The following is an 11,559-nucleotide window of genomic DNA, read 5'->3' on the forward strand; positions in this document are numbered from 1 at the left end:
CTGCGTGGGTCCACGACCCCTGACAGGGCGCGATGGGCGCTCCGCAACCATGTGGTCCGGAGCGCCCTTCCGTGTTCCGTTAAGGGGCGTGAAAGGTGTGTCCAATTGGTGACCCGGCGTCAACACCCTTGCTTCTGAACGACTATGCTCCCTGCCCGTCGTCATATGATCGTTTCCGTTCAGATGGTTTGAGGGTGCTGATGGTCCGTGAGGAATCGTCGCCCGGAAGTGGAAGCCCGCGATCCGCGGCCTCTTTCGGGTGGCTGCTGCCCGCTGCTCTGACAGTCGTCGCCACCGCCGTCGCGGTGGCGCTCGTCTCCGCTCCGGCCCGTGTCCCCGTCGCGGTCATCGGTGCCGTCGCCGCCGTCGCGGTCGCGGCCATCGGCGCCGAGGCCGCCCGCCGCGGCCGGGTGATCGAGGCTCTGCGGCGGACCGTCGCCGACCGCGACGCCGTGCTGTCCCGCCAGGCGGCCGAGACCGCGCACCTGGCCGGGACGCTGCTGCCCGAGGTCGTGGACCGGCTGCGCAGAGGAGAGTTCCCCGAGGACGTACTGGCCTCGCTCACCGCTCCCGAGGCGCACCGGGCCGTCGTCCGCACGGTCGTCGACGCCGTCGTCGCCGAGGAGGACCTGCGCGAGTCCGCGCAGCGCGCCTTCGTGAACATCGCACGCCGCGTCCAGGCCATCGTCCACCAGCAGGCCCAGGAACTCCGCGAGATGGAGGACCGGCACGGCAAGGCGCCGGACGTCTTCGGCGATCTGCTCCGCCTCGACCACGGCACCGCGCTGATCGGCCGGCTCGCCGACTCCATCGCCGTACTCGGCGGTGCGCGGCCCGGCCGTCAGTGGAGCCGGGCCGTGCCGCTGTACAGCGTCATGCGCGGCGCCATGTCGCGGATCATCGACTACCAGCGCGTCGAGCTGCACTCCGTCACCGAGGTCGCCGTCATCGGCCCCGCCGTCGAGCCGCTGATCCACGCCCTTGCCGAGCTGCTCGACAACGCCACCCGCTACTCACCGCCGCAGACCAAGGTCCATCTGACCGCCGTCGACGTCCAGTCGGGCATCGCCGTCGAGATCGAGGACGGCGGCGTCAGCATGAGCGAGGAGGCCCGCAAGCGGGCCGAGCGGATGCTCCGCCAGGCCCAGCAGGGCATCGACCTCAACGACCTCGGTGAGACCCCGCGGCTCGGCCTCGCCGTGGTCGGCCGGCTGGCACAGGCGTACGGCTTCCAGGTCTCGCTGCGCTCCTCCGCGTACGGCGGTGTCCGCGCGGTCCTGATCGTCCCGCAGGAGATGATCACCACGTCCGCGTCCGCGACCGGTCTCGCCCACGGCATCGGAGCATCGTCCGTGCCCCTGACATCGCTCCCGGCCACCGCGGCCGCCCCGGCGCCGACTGCGGCTCCGGCAGCGGCCCAGGCACCGGCTGTGGCTGCGCCCGCCGCCCCGGTGCAGCGCGCGGTCACCGGTCCGGTGGCCGACCACCCCGCACCGGTCGTGGTCGAGCGGACCCCGAACGGCCTCCCACAGCGGCGCCGCAAGACGCCCGCCGCCCCGCCCGCCGCCGCTGCGCCCGCCACCCCGCCCGCCACCGCTGCGCCCGCCGCCGTCACGCCGGCGTCGTCCACGCCCACCGCGGCTCCCGACCAGGAGCCCACACCACAGGTGCAGCCCGGAGTGTGGCTGGCCGCCTTCCAGAGCGGTCTCTCCGGGGAGGCCACCGACGCTAGCAAGGGGAACACGCAGCCATGATTCAGCAGCAGGCCAACATGGACTGGATGCTCAAGGACCTCGCGGAAGGAGTGCCGCAGACCAGACATGTGGTCGTGCTCTCCGCCGACGGTCTGCGCATGGCCCAGTACGGCACGGACACCGACACCGCCGACCGGCTGGCCGCCGCCTGCGCCGGACTGCAGTCCCTGGCGGGCGCCGTCGCCTCCGAACTCCCCTACAGCGACGGCCGGATGCGGCTCGTGGTCATCGAGATGGACGGCGGATTCTTCTATCTGATGGCGGCCGGAGCGGGAGCGTTTCTCGCCGTACTCGCCGGCGAGGGGGTCGACGCCGGGCTGATGGGCCAGCGGATGCGGGACCTCGTCCTGCGGATCGGCGAGCACTTGAGCAGCCCGCCCCGCCAGGACGGGCAGGCCAGGTGAGCCACCCGGGCGGCGGGGACTGGGAAGAGGCCAGTCCCGAGCGGCTCTATGTGATCACCGGCGGCCGCAGCACGTCGTCGGCCCCCGTCGAGCTCGACCTGGTCACTCTGATCGTGGCCAGGTCCCGGCCGAAGCCCGGTATGCAGCCGGAGCACGCGGCGATCATCCAGCTGTGCCAGGCGCCGCTGTCCGTCGCCGAGATCTCCGCGTACACGGGGCTCCCGGTCAGCGTCGTCACCGTCCTGCTCGGCGATCTGCTCGTCGACAACCGGGTGATCGCCCGCGCACCCGTCCCACCCGCCCGACTCCCCGACCGCGCATTGATTGAGGCAGTGATCGATGGACTTCAGAGGCTCTGAGCAGCCCGCGCGGACCACTGGGCCGCGGAGCGAGGATGTGCTGCCGGCGACCGCCGCCGCCGCCGTCAAGGTGGTGATCGTGGGCGGTTTCGGAGTCGGCAAGACGACCCTCGTCGGCTCGGTCAGCGAAATCCGGCCGCTGACCACCGAGGAGACGATGACCCAGGCCGGGGTCGGCATCGACGACACGGCCGGCATCGGCGGCAAGACGTCGACGACCGTCGCGATGGACTTCGGCCGCATCAGCATCAACGAGGAGCTGGTGCTCTATCTGTTCGGCACGCCCGGACAGGAGCGCTTCTGGTTCCTGTGGCGCGGCCTGTTCGAGGGCGCGCTGGGTGCGGTGGTGCTGGTCGACACCCGCCGCCTCGAGGTCAGCTTCGACGTCATCGGACGCCTGGAGGAGCGGGGCGTGCCCTTCGTCGTGGCCGTCAACTCCTTCCCGGACGCGCCGGGTCACCCCGCCGAGGAGCTGCGCAGCGCGCTCGATCTGCCGGAGTCGGTGCCGATCGTGCTGTGCGACGCGCGGCAGCGGGCGTCCAGTCGGGACGTCCTGATGACGCTGATGCGGTATCTGCAGAACCTTGCCACGACGCAGGAGGCGTCATGACCACTGCCCCGACTCCCGAGACCGGCGCCGGTTCCGAGACCGGTGCGGCGCCGACCCCGCCGCCGGGCTGCCCGGCCCATGCGCTCGGCCCCGACGGGCTGCGCCGTCTGTACGGCCCGGAGGCCGACGCCGACCCGATGGGCCTGTACGAGAAACTACGCGCCGAGCACGGCTCCGTCGCGCCCGTCCTCGTCCACGGCGACCTGCCGGCCTGGCTGGTCCTCGGCCACCGGGAGAACCTGGACGTGACGCGTACGCCGTCCCGGTTCTCGCGCGACCCCCGGCGCTGGCGTGCCATGCAGGAGGGCCAGGTGCCGCCGGACCATCCACTGACTCCGATCGCGGCCTGGCAGCCGGTGTGCAACTTCGCCGACGGGGCCGAGCATGAGCGGCTACGCGGCGCGGTGACGGATTCGCTGGAGCGCTTCGACCGGCGCGGGATGCGGCGCTATGTGACGCGCTTCGCCGGCCAGCTGATCGACTCGTTCGCAGAAGCGGGCAGGGCCGACCTCGTGGCGGGGTTCGCGGAGCCGCTGCCGATGCTGGTGATGACGCAGCTGGTCGGCATGCCGGACTCGTACGGGCCCCGGCTGGTCGAGGCGGCCCGTGACATGATCCGCGGCAGCGAGACGGCCGTCGCAAGCAACGAGTACGTGACGGTGGCACTGCGCCAGCTGGTGGAGCGCAAACGCGCCGCACCCGGTACGGACTTCACCTCCTGGCTGCTGGAGCATTCCTCGACGCTGTCCGACGAGGAGATCATCGAGCACGTCAGGCTGGTCCTGATCGCCGCCTTCGAGACCACCGCCAATCTGATCGCCAACACGCTACGGCTGGTCCTCACCGACCGCAGGTTCCGCGGCAGGCTGTCGGGGGGCCACATGACACTGCCCGATGCGCTGGAGCAGGTGCTGTGGGACGAACCGCCGCTCACCACCATCCTGGGTCGCTGGGCGACCGGTGACACCGATCTGGGCGGTCGGCAGATCAAGGCCGGGGACATGCTTCTGCTCGGTCTCGCAGCCGCCAACGTCGACCCGGAGATCCGTCCCGATCTGTCACAGCCGGTGCACGGCAACCGCTCGCATCTGGCCTTCAGTGGCGGACCGCACGAGTGCCCGGGCCAGGACATCGGCCGGGCGATCGCTGACACCGGCATCGACACGCTGATGGCCCGGCTGCCCGACCTGGAGCTCGCAGTCCCCGAGGAATCGCTGCACTGGGATGCGTCCCTGATGTCGCGTCGCCTGGTCTCGTTGCCAGTGGCCTTCACGCCACGCGGCACTTCGGCGACGGGCTCCCTGCCGACAGCCCAGCCGAAGGCGGCGCCACTGCCGGAGGCCACGGTGTCTCCCGCTCCCGTGGCCCCGTCGACGGTCCGGCCCAGGCGCCGGTCGTGGTGGTCCCGGTTGCTCGGCGGGCGCTGAGCAACCGGGCGCGTCATCCGAGACGCTTCAGCTGCTCCCACCACCAGGCGATGGCCGGGATGGGCAGGGGTTCGGTGCTCGGGTCACTGGGGGTGTCGCGATACGAGATGTCGTACGACGCCCCCTCTACCGGCAGCTCGTTGCGGTTGCGCGGGCTCGTGAACCGGGGCGCGAGGTTCTGCCACTCGATGCATCCGCTCACGTAGTGGGCGAGCGAGTCCAGATAGCGGACGAGCTGTTCGTCCGCATCCTTCATCAGCCGTTCCCTCAGGCGTATGAAGAGGGTCATGGCCCGGTCCCGCAGCGCGACGGTGGGTACGAGCGCCTCCTGCGGCGTACAGCCGTGGTGCTGGGCGACGACATTGAGCATGTTCTGCTCCCAGGGGTCCTGGTGGTCCTCCTTGTTGTACGAGAACAGGTCGTTGTCGCAGGAGACGATGAAGCCGGCGGCGTCGGTGAGGGCCTGGACCGGCGCGGAGTACAGCACGTCCGCAGGCACCGTGATGCCGTTGGCCGCGTCGCACCACGCCAGCGTGAAGCGAGTCCCGTTCACGGACATCCGCATCGCGCAGAACTCGTTGAGGCCGGGCATCACGTCCCGCTCGGCGTTGGCCGTCTGCCAGCCGGCGCCGAACAGCCAGTCCCGGGTTCCTTCGGTGAACCGGCGCAGCTGGAAGGGCGTGAGCATCGCGCGGGTGCGGCCGATGAGGTCGTCGAGCGCGGCGGTGACCGGGCCCGGTGGCAGCAGGGCGGAACCCGGTGCCTCCATGGAGCGGATCAGCCGGGCGCTGTGGTCGGCGATGGCAGCGGCGCTCGTGCCCAACTCCCCCGTGTCCTGCCAGTCGTCGATGGCATGCGCCCAGTAGTTCCACTCCATGAACAGCACCATCGGCTCGGCGTCGCCGTAGGGGATGATCCGCGAGGTGAAGTCAGCGCTGCGGGTGGCAAGGCCCCAGGCACGGTCGGTGGCATCGGGATAGATCGCGAATTCGTCGACCCATTGGATCGCTCGTGCCTCGAGTTCGGCGATGTCCTTGTGGATCTGCTTCTCATTGAACGGACAGTAGAACGACGGGAGTTCCCACCCGATCCGGGAAGGAGCGCTGCCCTCGACGTACACAGGTGGCATGGTCAGATCCCTCCGAGGCGGAACATCAGCAGCCGGGTCTCCATGGCGTGATCGCGCCAGATCCGGAAGAGCTTGCCGTGGGTGAGGGCCGATTCCGTGAGCCGGTCGCGGGACCAGACGCTGTCCCGCTGTTCCCCGGCCTCCTGGGCGCGCTCCAGCTCCGCGGTGTTCCACGCCATGGACTGCACCCAGAACTCGGCGACGCGGTCGGTGACGTCCTCGTCCTGCTCCAGTTCGAAGCCGGCGGCCTCTGCGGCGGAGATGTACTCGGTGAGGGTGCCGAGCCGGGTCTTGTAGTACCCGTCGATGAACTCGGTCCACTCCGGTCGGCAGATGAAGTGCTCCTGGATGCCGAACCAGCCGCCGGGCCGCAGGGCCTTGGCAACGACCTGGAAGAGCCGCTTGCGGTCCATGTAGCCGGAGCTCTCGTTGGCGTACGCCGCGTCGTACGCGTTCTCGGCGACGTAGTCGTGGACGTCGGCGAGGAGCGGGGTGACGCTGTCGGCGACACCGGCCTGGCGGGCGAGGTCCTGTATGACGGGTATGTGATCGGCGGCCACGGTGAGTCCGGTGACCCTGGAGCCGTGCTCCTGGGCCCAGTACAGCGAGCCGCCGCCCACCCCGCAGCCGATGTCGAGGACATCGGCGGGCGGAGTGGCATACGCACCCCAAGTGCGGGCGGCGTGTTCCACGATGGCCTCCTGGGAGGCGACGATACGTCGCTTCAGGACACGCTGGGACACGGTGGTGTTGGGGGTGGCGCCGGGGGCGAACAGCCCCATGTGGAAGTGGATCCGTGGTCCTGGGCCGTACTTGTAGAGGATGTCGGCGGTCTTCCGGGTGTAATACAACGGCACCTGGGTCTCGTCGAATGTGACGAGGCTGTTCTCCATCGGGTTCTCCAGTCTGCGTCCTGCGGGGGGTGACAGGGCGGATCAACTCTGCCCGAAAATGATCGTTCCATTCACCTCTCGTCTCACATTCGTCACTCTGTCAAACTGCCGTAAAGTCGCCGCAGTTGAATCGCCCCCTGCTCAGCGAGCTCCCCGTGCAGCCGCATCCGCGCCACCCCGCCGTCCGGGAACGCGTCGAGCCGCACATGCGTCGCGACCGCCGGCGCCGCGAGCGGGAAGCGGTGGAGGGTGTCGGGCTGGAGCCGGGTGCGCGGGAGGGAAGCGTCCTCGCACACACCGCCGTTGAGCACGGAGACGACGTCGAAGGTCCCGAGAAGCTCCAGCATCGAATGTCTCCGCACATTCACTTCAGGAGATCTGAATGGTCTCCGACCGCGCCCCGGCGGCCCCCCGCAGCGCCTCCAGCACATGAGCCACCCCCGCCCCCTCCTCCGCGCCCCGCCGCACCGCGGCCACGACATGCCTGCGCGGCTGGTCGGCGCTGAGCACCCGCATGACGACCCCGCTGCGCCGCTCCGCGGCCGCCATGCGCGGTACGAGCGCGACCCCCATGCCCGCCTCCACCATGGCGAGAATCGCGGTCCACCCGGACGCGGAATGCGCCTGCTCCGGAACGAACCCGGCCGCCTCGCACGCGGCCAGCGTGATCTCGGACCAGGGTCCGCTGCCTCCGAAGATCCACGGCTCCTCCGACAGATCGGCCAGCCGCAGGCCCGGCTCGGCCGCCCTCGGATGCCCGGCCGGCAGTGCCACGTCCAGCGGATCGGCGAGCAGCGGTACGCGGGTGAACTTCGGATCCCGGGCCGTCGGCGCGTGCGCGGCCAGCGACAGCGCGAGGTCCACGTCCCCGGCGGACAGCAGCTCGTACGCCTCGGCCGCCTCCGCCTCCCGGACCCGTACCTCCAGCGCGGGGTACGCGGTCCGCAGCCGCTGCACGGCGGGCACGACGAGCGCGGGCACGGCGGTCGAGAACGCCCCGACCCGCACCTCCCCGGCCTCCCCCTGCAGATACCCGGCCAGCTCCGCGTCGGCCCGCTCCAACTGCGCGAACACCGCCTCGGCATGACGCAGTACGAGGTGGGCGGCGGCAGTGAGCCGGACACGGCGTCCGTGCGCCTCCAGCAGCGTGACACCGAGCTGCTTCGCGAGATTGGTCAACTGCTGCGACACGGCCGACGGCGTCATCAGCAGCGCCTCCGCGGTCGCGGTGACGGTGCCGCGGTCCCGCAACGTCCGGAGGATCTGCAGCTTCTTGACGTCCCACTTGTCCCACTCGGCCATGCCCGCAACCTACCGGCGGCCGGACGGGTGCTCATCGTGTCCTCCGGGGGGCGATGAGTTTCCCGGTCGGCCGGAGTCTCCACCTTTGTCACAGCGACCGCGCACGACCACGCCTGGAAGGACCACCGGCCATGACCACCACCCACATCCTCGACGTCCCCGGCGGACGCCTGTACTACGAGGTCCGCGGCACGGGGCCGCTGCTGCTCGTCCTGGGGGCGCCGATGGACGCCACGCACTTCGTGCCGCTGGCCGACGCGCTCGCCGGCGATCACACCGTCGTCACCCACGACCCGCGTGGGATCGCGCGCAGCGTCCTCGACGATCCCGGGCAGGACTCCACCCCCGAACTGCGGGCGGACGACGTCGCCGCGCTCCTCGACGCCCTCGGCGCCGAGTCCGCCGACGTCTTCGGCAGCAGCGGCGGCGCGGTGACGGGCCTCGCGCTGGTCGCGCGGCACCCCGCGCGGGTGCGGACGCTCATCGCCCACGAGCCTCCCTTGCTGGAACTGCTCCCCGACGCCGCAGAGCAGCGCGCCGCGACCGAGGACATCATCGAGACCTACCACCGGGACGGGGTGGGGGCGGCTTGGATGAAGTTCATGGCCAACGCAGGATTCGACGTAGGCGGCGACGACGGCGACGCCCCCACCCCGCCGCCCGGTGAGCCCTCGGAGCAGGATCTCGCCAACAGCGCCCGCTTCTTCGACCACGAGCTCCGTGGCACCGCCCACTACGTGCCCGACATCTCCGCCCTCGCTTCCGCCCCGGCCCATGTCGTCGTCGGCATCGGCGTCGACTCCGGCGGCCTGGTCACGTACCGCACGTCCACTGCGCTCGCCGAGCGCCTCGGCACGCCGCCGGTCGAGTTCCCCGGCGATCACGGCGGCTTCCTGGGTCGGCCGAAGGAGTTCGCGGAGGCACTGCGGGAGGTGCTGGCGCGCGGGTGAACGCAGGGGACGATGACGGCCGCCACGCCGATCGGGCCGACCTGCGCGTCCGACGCCTTGCGTGTTCGAACGCCGCCGGTGCCCCGCCAGTGACGTACTCCTCGCTGGGGTCGTACTCACATCTCCAGCTCACTCGGGCGCCGCCCGCAGGGCGCCTGCGCCTTCTGCCCCGTCACCGGGACGGGGCAGAAGGTCTTCGCGCGTGTGGCGAGCGGCGAATCAGCGCTGCTGGACGAACGCCCGGCCCTCACGGGCCTCGGCGGAGCAGGACTTCTTCTCCGCGGCGGTCATCTTGCGGCTCTTGACGACCACGGCATTGCTCTTGCCGTCGGTGCCGTTCTTGGCCGGGCCGGTGATGGTGTCGTCGAAGAACCAGTAGTAGTGGTCCCACTTGGGGCTGTCGTAGTGGGTCTGCCAGGTGCCGGAGACCTGCTGCATCACCTGGGCCCGGGAGATCCAGCCCACCTCTCCCGGCTTCACCGTCATGTTCAGAGAACTGCTCTCCGAGTGGGTGCTGGACCAGCTGTGGCTGTAGCTGGCCGTCACGCTCAGGTCCACTATGCCCGCGATCTTGCCGCCCGCGGTGACCGAGACGCCGAGCGAGTCCGTCGAACCCACGGTGTCGCTCCAGGTCATCGACTGGGTGGCGTCGGAGGTGCTGCAGTTGTAGAGCGAGTCGGAGACCTGACGGAACTGACCGAGGTACGCCTCGCCGAGCTTGGGGGTGTTGAAGGTGCACTTGCCCAGGCCCGATTCGCAGTCCGCCATCAGCAGCTGCCGCGTCGGCTGCTCGTCGGCGGCCGCGACGGAGGTGGTCGCCGCCACGATTCCGGCTGCTGCCAGGGTCGCGGTCAGCAGCCGGGCGCCGTGGTGCAGGGCGCGATTGATCGCCATTCTGGTGCCTTTCACATTGTGTGGGGTGTCGGTGAACCGGGCGGCCTGGTACGGGACTTGTACGTCAAGGCCGAGCGGCACTCACCGCCTTGGCACGCGACATTGTCCTAACATTCGGTGCAACCACACCAAGAAAAGGCAAAGTTGTAGTTGATCGCGAAACCGACGGATCGACGTCGCCGACGCCGACGCCGCGCCACTCATCGCGCTCGGACGGTGCGACCTCACCACTGCCGGGTGACGGGGACGTACGCCGTCGACACCCGACCGGCAGGGTCGGGGAGGTCATGGGGCGCGTAGGCCCGCACGTACGGCGGACACCGCCCGCCGGCGGGGTCAAGTGGGACCGTCCGCCCGAGGCGCTGCGGGAGGCGACCCCGCAGAGGCGGCTCGGCGCGGGGACGGCACGGGCGAATGCCCGCAGCCGGGGTGAGATCTGCCGGTGGCGCAGGCGGCGCGCTGCGGCGATCGGCTGACAAAGGCTCAAGCGGCGCCGCGGCCAGGCCGAAAAGACGGTGACAGGATCATCACCAATCCGATGGGAGTATCCATGCGACTGTTCGCGCGCTGCGCGGTCGCGGCCCTGCTCGCCCTGTCCGCCGCCGTGCCCGGGACCGCCGCGGCCGAGGACCACACGGACGGCCCGGTCCCCGCACCACTGCACCGTTCGGCCGAGGCGGTGAAGGGCAGCTACATCGTCTCGCTGAAGGCCGGTGCCGACCCTGCCGACATCGCCCGGCAGGGCGGGGTCAAGCCCCGGTACACGTACGACCGGGCCATGCGCGGCTTCTCCGCGATGCTGAATCCGAGCCAGTTGGAGGCGGTACGGCTCCTGCCGGGGGTCGCGGCCGTGGAGGAGGACGCCAGGGTCTCCGCGCACAGGACGACGGACGGGCACCGCATCCAGGACGGGCACCGCATCCAGGACGCGCACAGGTCCCACGGCGTGGTCCAGGCCGCGAGCTGGGGGCTGGACCGGTCGGACCAGCGGGGTCTGCCGCTGGACGGCCAGTTCGCGGCCAAGGGCACCGGCAAGGGCGCCACGATCTACATCGTCGACACCGGGATCGACTACGCGCACAGCGAGTTCGGCGGGCGCGCCGTGTACGGGTTCGACGCGATCGGCGACGGCCGCCGGGGGCAGGACTGCGAGGGCCACGGCACCCATGTGGCGGGCACGGCCGGCGGGGCGACGTACGGGGTCGCGCCCCAGGCCACGCTGGTCAGCGTCCGGGTGCTCAACTGCGAGGGCAACGGGGCCTGGTCCGGGATCATCGCGGGACTCGACTGGGTCGCCAGGAACGCCCGGCAGCCCGCCGTCCTGAACGCCTCGCTCGGCGGCACCAGCTCCGTCGCCGCGAACGCGGCCGCGGACGCGGTGTTCGCCAGCGGGGTCCTGCCGGTCATCGCGGCCGGCAACTCCGCCGAGGACGCCTGCGGCGTCTCGCCCGCGGGCGCGGAGCACGTCGTCGCGGTCGGCGCGACCGACCGTGACGACCAGGAGACCGACTACAGCAACTACGGCAAGTGCCTGGAGCTCTACGCACCCGGCAGCGAGGTCGAATCCGCGCTGCTGGGCGGTGGCAGCACCAGCATGAACGGCACCTCGATGGCCGCCCCGCATGTGGCGGGAGTCGCCGCGCTGTACAAGGCGGCCCACCCGACGGCGGATGCCAGGGCCGTCTCCGACTGGATCATCAAGCAGTCCACCAAGGACGTGGTCAAGAAGACCTCCAGGGACTCACCCAACCGGCTGCTGTTCACCGGTGGTCTGTGACCGCGCCCGACCCCACCACCCACGTCAGCCGCCTCTGCTGCCCGCCGGGCGGACGGGTCC

The 11,559-nt window shown here is 70.9% G+C and carries 12 protein-coding genes and 1 pseudogene; 8 read left to right on the forward strand and 5 right to left on the reverse strand.

Translation table 11 applies throughout. The annotated features are described in order from the left end of the window. The first annotated feature begins 200 nt into the window (after window positions 1–200). The 5 genes from ACWGI8_RS28595 to ACWGI8_RS28615 are packed head-to-tail and all read left to right on the forward strand — an operon-like array spanning window position 201 to window position 4,554. Window positions 201–1,754: a sensor histidine kinase gene (locus ACWGI8_RS28595; protein WP_453665218.1), complete on the forward strand. Its 1,554-nt coding sequence runs from the start codon at window positions 201–203 to the stop codon at window positions 1,752–1,754. Next, window positions 1,751–2,158, forward strand: coding sequence for a roadblock/LC7 domain-containing protein (locus tag ACWGI8_RS28600; protein ID WP_453665199.1), 408 nt, complete (start codon window positions 1,751–1,753; stop codon window positions 2,156–2,158). The genes ACWGI8_RS28595 and ACWGI8_RS28600 overlap by 4 nt, the downstream gene beginning before the upstream one ends. Then, on the forward strand, window positions 2,155–2,517 hold the full coding sequence (locus ACWGI8_RS28605; protein WP_453665200.1) for a DUF742 domain-containing protein: 363 nt from the start codon (window positions 2,155–2,157) through the stop codon (window positions 2,515–2,517). Before ACWGI8_RS28600 ends, ACWGI8_RS28605 begins: the two co-directional genes overlap by 4 nt. Further along, window positions 2,498–3,127 carry a GTP-binding protein gene (locus tag ACWGI8_RS28610; protein ID WP_453665202.1) on the forward strand — a complete coding sequence of 210 codons (630 nt, stop codon included), beginning with the start codon at window positions 2,498–2,500 and terminating at the stop codon, window positions 3,125–3,127. The genes ACWGI8_RS28605 and ACWGI8_RS28610 overlap by 20 nt, the downstream gene beginning before the upstream one ends. Beyond that, window positions 3,124–4,554: a cytochrome P450 gene (locus ACWGI8_RS28615; protein ID WP_453665204.1), complete on the forward strand. Its 1,431-nt coding sequence runs from the start codon at window positions 3,124–3,126 to the stop codon at window positions 4,552–4,554. Before ACWGI8_RS28610 ends, ACWGI8_RS28615 begins: the two co-directional genes overlap by 4 nt. Window positions 4,555–4,567: 13 nt before the next feature. On the opposite strand, the gene ACWGI8_RS28620 is transcribed toward ACWGI8_RS28615, so the two are convergent. From ACWGI8_RS28620 to ACWGI8_RS28635, 4 genes and pseudogenes are all read right to left on the reverse strand, one after another. Further along, window positions 4,568–5,683: a terpene synthase family protein gene (locus ACWGI8_RS28620; protein WP_453665206.1), complete on the reverse strand. Its 1,116-nt coding sequence runs from the start codon at window positions 5,681–5,683 to the stop codon at window positions 4,568–4,570. Between the two features lie 2 nt (window positions 5,684–5,685). Then, complete coding sequence (locus ACWGI8_RS28625; protein WP_453665208.1) at window positions 5,686–6,576, reverse strand: SAM-dependent methyltransferase; 891 nt, start codon at window positions 6,574–6,576, stop codon at window positions 5,686–5,688. 92 nt (window positions 6,577–6,668) lie between these two features. Then, window positions 6,669–6,854, reverse strand: a pseudogene (locus ACWGI8_RS28630) (allantoicase); the annotation flags it as partial. A gap of 91 nt (window positions 6,855–6,945) precedes the next feature. Then, on the reverse strand, window positions 6,946–7,878 hold the full coding sequence (locus tag ACWGI8_RS28635; RefSeq protein WP_453665209.1) for a LysR family transcriptional regulator: 933 nt from the start codon (window positions 7,876–7,878) through the stop codon (window positions 6,946–6,948). Between the two features lie 131 nt (window positions 7,879–8,009). Between ACWGI8_RS28635 and ACWGI8_RS28640 the strand changes: the two genes are divergently transcribed. Next, window positions 8,010–8,828, forward strand: coding sequence for an alpha/beta fold hydrolase (locus ACWGI8_RS28640; RefSeq protein ID WP_453665211.1), 819 nt, complete (start codon window positions 8,010–8,012; stop codon window positions 8,826–8,828). A 219-nt stretch (window positions 8,829–9,047) separates the two neighbouring features. Here the strand turns inward: ACWGI8_RS28640 and ACWGI8_RS28645 are convergent, their stop codons facing one another. Continuing rightward, window positions 9,048–9,722 (reverse strand): hypothetical protein, encoded by a 675-nt coding sequence (locus ACWGI8_RS28645; RefSeq protein ID WP_453665213.1) that lies wholly within the window; start codon window positions 9,720–9,722, stop codon window positions 9,048–9,050. Window positions 9,723–10,009: 287 nt separating this feature from the next. On the opposite strand from ACWGI8_RS28645, the gene ACWGI8_RS28650 reads away from it, so the two are divergent. Further along, on the forward strand, window positions 10,010–10,198 hold the full coding sequence (locus ACWGI8_RS28650) for a hypothetical protein (protein WP_453665215.1): 189 nt from the start codon (window positions 10,010–10,012) through the stop codon (window positions 10,196–10,198). Window positions 10,199–10,272: 74 nt separating this feature from the next. After that, window positions 10,273–11,499 carry a S8 family peptidase gene (locus tag ACWGI8_RS28655; RefSeq protein WP_453665217.1) on the forward strand — a complete coding sequence of 409 codons (1,227 nt, stop codon included), beginning with the start codon at window positions 10,273–10,275 and terminating at the stop codon, window positions 11,497–11,499. Window positions 11,500–11,559: the final 60 nt, after the last annotated feature.

The organism is Streptomyces sp. NPDC054841 (assembly GCF_053611045.1).

What these genes read in the sequence shown, in the direction of transcription:
- ACWGI8_RS28595 (WP_453665218.1), top strand. Translation starts at nt 201, where the DNA reads ATGGTCCGTGAGGAATCGTCGCCCGGAAGTGGAAGCCCGCGATCCGCG.
- ACWGI8_RS28600 (WP_453665199.1), top strand. Translation starts at nt 1,751, where the DNA reads ATGATTCAGCAGCAGGCCAACATGGACTGGATGCTCAAGGACCTCGCG.
- ACWGI8_RS28610 (WP_453665202.1), top strand. Translation starts at nt 2,498, where the DNA reads ATGGACTTCAGAGGCTCTGAGCAGCCCGCGCGGACCACTGGGCCGCGG.
- ACWGI8_RS28615 (WP_453665204.1), top strand. Translation starts at nt 3,124, where the DNA reads ATGACCACTGCCCCGACTCCCGAGACCGGCGCCGGTTCCGAGACCGGT.
- ACWGI8_RS28620 (WP_453665206.1), bottom strand. Translation starts at nt 5,683, where the DNA reads ATGCCACCTGTGTACGTCGAGGGCAGCGCTCCTTCCCGGATCGGGTGG.
- ACWGI8_RS28625 (WP_453665208.1), bottom strand. Translation starts at nt 6,576, where the DNA reads ATGGAGAACAGCCTCGTCACATTCGACGAGACCCAGGTGCCGTTGTAT.
- ACWGI8_RS28635 (WP_453665209.1), bottom strand. Translation starts at nt 7,878, where the DNA reads ATGGCCGAGTGGGACAAGTGGGACGTCAAGAAGCTGCAGATCCTCCGG.
- ACWGI8_RS28640 (WP_453665211.1), top strand. Translation starts at nt 8,010, where the DNA reads ATGACCACCACCCACATCCTCGACGTCCCCGGCGGACGCCTGTACTAC.
- ACWGI8_RS28645 (WP_453665213.1), bottom strand. Translation starts at nt 9,722, where the DNA reads ATGGCGATCAATCGCGCCCTGCACCACGGCGCCCGGCTGCTGACCGCG.
- ACWGI8_RS28650 (WP_453665215.1), top strand. Translation starts at nt 10,010, where the DNA reads ATGGGGCGCGTAGGCCCGCACGTACGGCGGACACCGCCCGCCGGCGGG.
- ACWGI8_RS28655 (WP_453665217.1), top strand. Translation starts at nt 10,273, where the DNA reads ATGCGACTGTTCGCGCGCTGCGCGGTCGCGGCCCTGCTCGCCCTGTCC.